The organism is Phenylobacterium sp. (genome assembly GCF_044371015.1).
Taxonomy (GTDB): Bacteria; Pseudomonadota; Alphaproteobacteria; order Caulobacterales; family Caulobacteraceae; genus Phenylobacterium.
The window spans coordinates 1-4056 of sequence record NZ_JBILUK010000270.1 but is presented as its reverse complement, the minus strand read 5'-3'; the positions used below and the strand labels follow the sequence as shown (position 1 = coordinate 4056).

Annotated in this window: 5 protein-coding genes; 3 read left to right on the top strand and 2 right to left on the bottom strand. The window is 66.7% G+C overall.

The features are described 5' to 3' along the window. Positions 1-67: 67 nt before the first annotated feature. Positions 68-1564, bottom strand: a complete 1497-nt coding sequence (gatB, locus tag ACIQ3R_RS16100) for an Asp-tRNA(Asn)/Glu-tRNA(Gln) amidotransferase subunit GatB (RefSeq protein ID WP_397419870.1) — start codon at positions 1562-1564, stop codon at positions 68-70. Positions 1565-1758: 194 nt separating this feature from the next. Here gatB and ACIQ3R_RS16095 point away from each other — a divergent pair, with 194 nt between their 5' ends. Together ACIQ3R_RS16095 and ACIQ3R_RS16090 are read left to right on the top strand one after the other, a co-directional pair. After that, entirely contained in the window at positions 1759-2058 is a 300-nt protein-coding gene (locus ACIQ3R_RS16095; RefSeq protein ID WP_397419869.1) for a hypothetical protein, read from the top strand. Positions 2059-2146: 88 nt separating this feature from the next. After that, positions 2147-2758: a glutathione S-transferase family protein gene (locus tag ACIQ3R_RS16090; protein ID WP_397419868.1), complete on the top strand. Its 612-nt coding sequence runs from the start codon at positions 2147-2149 to the stop codon at positions 2756-2758. A 2-nt stretch (positions 2759-2760) separates the two neighbouring features. On the opposite strand, the gene ACIQ3R_RS16085 is transcribed toward ACIQ3R_RS16090, so the two are convergent. Continuing rightward, positions 2761-3624 carry a hypothetical protein gene (locus ACIQ3R_RS16085; RefSeq protein ID WP_397419867.1) on the bottom strand — a complete coding sequence of 288 codons (864 nt, stop codon included), beginning with the start codon at positions 3622-3624 and terminating at the stop codon, positions 2761-2763. Positions 3625-3741: 117 nt separating this feature from the next. Here ACIQ3R_RS16085 and ACIQ3R_RS16080 point away from each other — a divergent pair. Beyond that, on the top strand, positions 3742-4056 hold a 315-nt coding region (locus ACIQ3R_RS16080), incomplete at its 3' end, for an FAD-dependent oxidoreductase (RefSeq protein WP_397419866.1).

Here is a 4056-nt window from a genome sequence, read left to right as displayed (position 1 = left end):
CCCCCGATGGGGGAGGAATGAGGGTCGCCCCATTTGGGGGAGGCGCCTGCTTGGCAGGCGGCGGGGGCTAGACGCCCAGCCGGCTCTTCAGCAGCTGGTTGATCATTCCGGGGTTGGCCTTGCCGCCGGTCGCCTTCATCACCTGCCCGACGAACCAGCCGATCGCCTGGGGCTTTTCCTTCACCGCCGCGGCCTGGTCCGGATTGGCGGCGATCAGACCGTCGATAATGGCTTCCAGCGCGCCGGTGTCGGAGACCTGCTTCAGGCCCTGAGCCTCGACGATCGCCTCGGGCGAGCCCTCGCCGGCCCACATGCGTTCGAAAACGTCCTTGGCGATCTTGGAGGAGATCACGCCGTCTTCGATCAGCCGCACCAGCTCAGCCACGGCGGCCGGCGGGATCGGACTGTCGTCGATGTCGAGCCCGCCGGCGGTCAGGCGGGCGGCCAGGTCGTTGGTCACCCAGTTCGCCACCAGCTTGGCGTCCCGGCCCTTTGCGGCGGCCTCGAAGTAGTCGGCGCGGGCCTGCTCGCCGATCAGCACGCCGGCGTCATAGGCGCTGAGGCCATACTGAGACTGGAACCGCGCCTTCTTGGCGTCGGGGAGCTCCGGCAGCGACGCCTCGATCTCCTTGATCCAGGCCGGATCGAGCACCAGCGGCAGCAGATCCGGGTCCGGGAAGTAGCGATAGTCGTGCGCGTCTTCCTTGGAGCGCATGGAGCGGGTTTCGCCCTTCACGGTGTCGAACAGGCGGGTTTCCTGGTCGATCGAACCTCCATCCTCCAGGATCTCGATCTGCCGACGCGCCTCGTACTCGATGGCCTGCTGGATGAAACGGAACGAGTTGACGTTCTTGATCTCGCAGCGCGTGCCGAGATGCTTGAAGTCGCCGGTCTCGCGGAACTTCTCATAGGCGCCGGGCCGGCAGACCGAGACATTGACGTCCGCCCGCAGGTTGCCCTTCTCCATGTCGCCGTCGCAGGTGCCCAGATAGACCAGGATGGTGCGGAGCTTCTTCACATAGGCCGCCGCCTCTTCCGCGGAGCGCATGTCGGGTCGCGAGACGATCTCCATCAGCGCCGTGCCTGAGCGGTTCAGATCGACATAGGTGTAGTCGGGATCCTGGTCGTGCAGGCTCTTGCCGGCGTCCTGCTCCAGGTGAAGCCGCTCGATGCGCACGGTGAAGGCCGAGCCGTCGTCACGCTCCACCAGAACCTCGCCCTCGCCGACGATGGGCTCCTTGAACTGGCTGATCTGGTAGCCCTGGGGCAGGTCCGGATAGAAGTAGTTCTTCCGGTCGAACCGCGAGCGCGCATTGATCTGGGCCTTGAGACCCAGACCGGTCCGGACCGCCTGCTCGACGCAGCGGCGATTGATCACCGGCAACATCCCCGGCATGGCGGCGTCGACGAGGCTGACCTGGGTGTTGGGCTCCGCGCCCGCGCCGACGGCGGCGCCGGAGAACAGCTTGGCGTTGGAAGCGACCTGAGCGTGCACCTCCAGGCCCAGGACCATTTCCCACGGGCCTGTGCGGCCCTGGATCTGTTTGACGGTGGTTTCGGTCATGGCGGCTACCTAGCGATTCAAGGGGCGAAGCGGAAGGGAAGGTTCATCCTGAGTTCACCTCACCGACGGCATTCAACGCCCGTTCGCGCAAGGGTCAGGCCGAGTCCTCGACAAGCCTCTTGCATCGAAGCCATGAAATAGTCTCAAGCTTGCGCGCGTCTTGACGCCGTTTAGACCGGGGAAAAGGAAGACCCATGAAATCACTCGCACTCGCCGCAGCGCTCGCGCTGGCGGCCGTTTCGGCTCCGGCCTTCGCTCAGGATCACTCGGCCCACGCCGCAGCGACCAAGATCTCGGTGGAAACCACGCCGGTCGGCGACATCATCAAGAACGAAGCCGCCAAGGCCGCGCTTGAGAAGGCCGTGCCGCAGATCCCGCAGTTCTACGACCAGATCGCGACGATGACGCTGAGCCAGATCGCGCCGATGAGCCAGGGCGCGCTGGACGACGCGAAGCTCAAGGAACTTCAGGCCGAGTTCGACAAGATCAAATAGCGCCGACGCGCATTTTTGGCGCAGACTGATGAGGCCTCGCCCGGCGCACGGGCGGGGCCTTTGTCTTGTGGACCGTAAGGACGACCCGATGATCCTCTATGGCGCGCCCAATCCGGCGCCGAACCCGCGCCGCGTGCGCATCTTCCTGGCGGAGAAGGGCATCGACCTGCCCGAGACGCCGGTCAACATGATGAAACGCGAGCACAAGAGCGAGGATTTCCGCGCCAAGAACACCCTGGGCCAGTTGCCGACGCTGGAGCTGGACGACGGCACCTGCATCTCCGAGACGGTGGCCATCTGCCGCTATCTCGACGAGACCAACCCAGGCGCATCGCTGTTCGGGACCACGCCGCTGGAGCGGGCCACGGTCGACATGTGGATCCGGCGGGTCGAGTTTCAGGTGATGGGCCCGGTCGGCAACTTCTGGCGCCACGCCCACCCGCGCACGGCCGCGCTGCTGACCCAGTTCAAGGACTTCGGGGAAAGCAATCGCGAGGCCTATGCCGGCGCCCGGCGCTGGATGGATCGCGAGCTGGCGGGCCGCCCGTTCGTGGCCGGAGAGACATTCTCCATGGCCGACATCTGCCTGCTGACCACCGTGGACTTCGCCGACTGGATCGGCCTGCCCCTCGACCCGGAGCACGCCAATCTGGCCGCCTGGCACGCTCGGGTCACGGCGCGGCCGAGCGCCGGAGCCTGATTTCAGCCGGCGTCGGGGGCCGCGCCCACCAGATCGCGATAGGCCACAGCGAAGGGCGCGTAGATCATCACGATCTGCAGCACCTGCAGCACGAACTGCAGCAACAGGGTGACGAACAGCGCCACCACGCCCACCGCACCCAGGCGGCCGGGGTCGCGCATGGCGCCCTGACCGCCGGCCAGTTCAACCACGGCGAAGGCGATCATGCTGAACAGGATCCAGATGATCACGTAGAAGACAACGGCCATCACGATCATGCCGAACAGGGGCCAGAACCGGCCCTGGGTGTTGCGCCAGGCCTCACCGACCGAAACCCGGTTGGTCACGAACACCGTCGGGGTCAGCAATGAAAGCCGGACGCCCAGCCAAAGTCCGAAGGCCAGAACCAGCACCAGGGCCAGAAACGCCCCGATTTCGCCGACGGTCGTCGCGCCGGCCGTGAACACGATCGCCAGCACCGCGGAGGCGGCGTAGATGCCCACGCAGATCAGATTGGCCGCCGTCAGGCGAAGCTCGGTCGCACCCAGTCGAAGGTGGAGCGGCCCCGGCTCGGTCGGCCGCAGCACCAGTCGCATGACGCCGGCCGTGATCACCGACATCAGGAACGCGGCCGCGACCATCACCATGAGAAAGGTGGGCCAGGACTTGGCGAGCAGGTCGGCGACGGCCTGAAGGTCAGCCGCGTCGGTCAACGGGCCCTTGCGCGCCAGCTCCACGAAGGCCGGGCCCAGGGCGGCGGCCATGATCACGCCGATCAGCAGGATTCCGACGAGATAGACCGCGCTCCAGCCCAGCACGATCAACGGGTGCTCCCGGGTCAGGCGGAAGCCCTCCAGCGCGGCGTCGCTCGGCGAAAACTGTGTCATCCCTCTGCGCGGTGCGGTGTCGATTCGCCCGGCTCCTTTGCAGACTACTTGCGGCGCCGGATCGGCTGGACGCAAGGCCTGCTCGCGCGCCACGGCCACTATTGCTAAGGGGGCGCCATGACGGTTTCCCCAATTCATGTGATCGGCGGCGGTCTGGCCGGTTCCGAGGCCGCCTGGCAGGCGGCGCAGGCCGGCGCGCAGGTCGTGCTGCACGAGATGCGCCCGGTGCGCGGCACAGACGCCCACCAGACCGACAAGCTGGCCGAACTGGTCTGCTCCAATTCATTCCGCGCCGACGACTGGACCGGCAACGCGGTGGGCCTGCTGCACGCGGAAATGCGGGCTCTGGACTCCATCATCATGTCCTGTGGAGACGCGCACCAGGTCCCGGCCGGGGGCGCGTTGGCGGTGGATCGCGAAGGCTTCGCCGAG

Bases quoted from the DNA above. Each gene is read 5' to 3' on its own strand.
- ACIQ3R_RS16090 (WP_397419868.1), top strand. From the start codon at position 2,147: ATGATCCTCTATGGCGCGCCCAATCCGGCGCCGAACCCGCGCCGCGTG.
- ACIQ3R_RS16085 (WP_397419867.1), bottom strand. From the start codon at position 3,624: ATGACACAGTTTTCGCCGAGCGACGCCGCGCTGGAGGGCTTCCGCCTG.
- ACIQ3R_RS16095 (WP_397419869.1), top strand. From the start codon at position 1,759: ATGAAATCACTCGCACTCGCCGCAGCGCTCGCGCTGGCGGCCGTTTCG.
- gatB (WP_397419870.1), bottom strand. From the start codon at position 1,564: ATGACCGAAACCACCGTCAAACAGATCCAGGGCCGCACAGGCCCGTGG.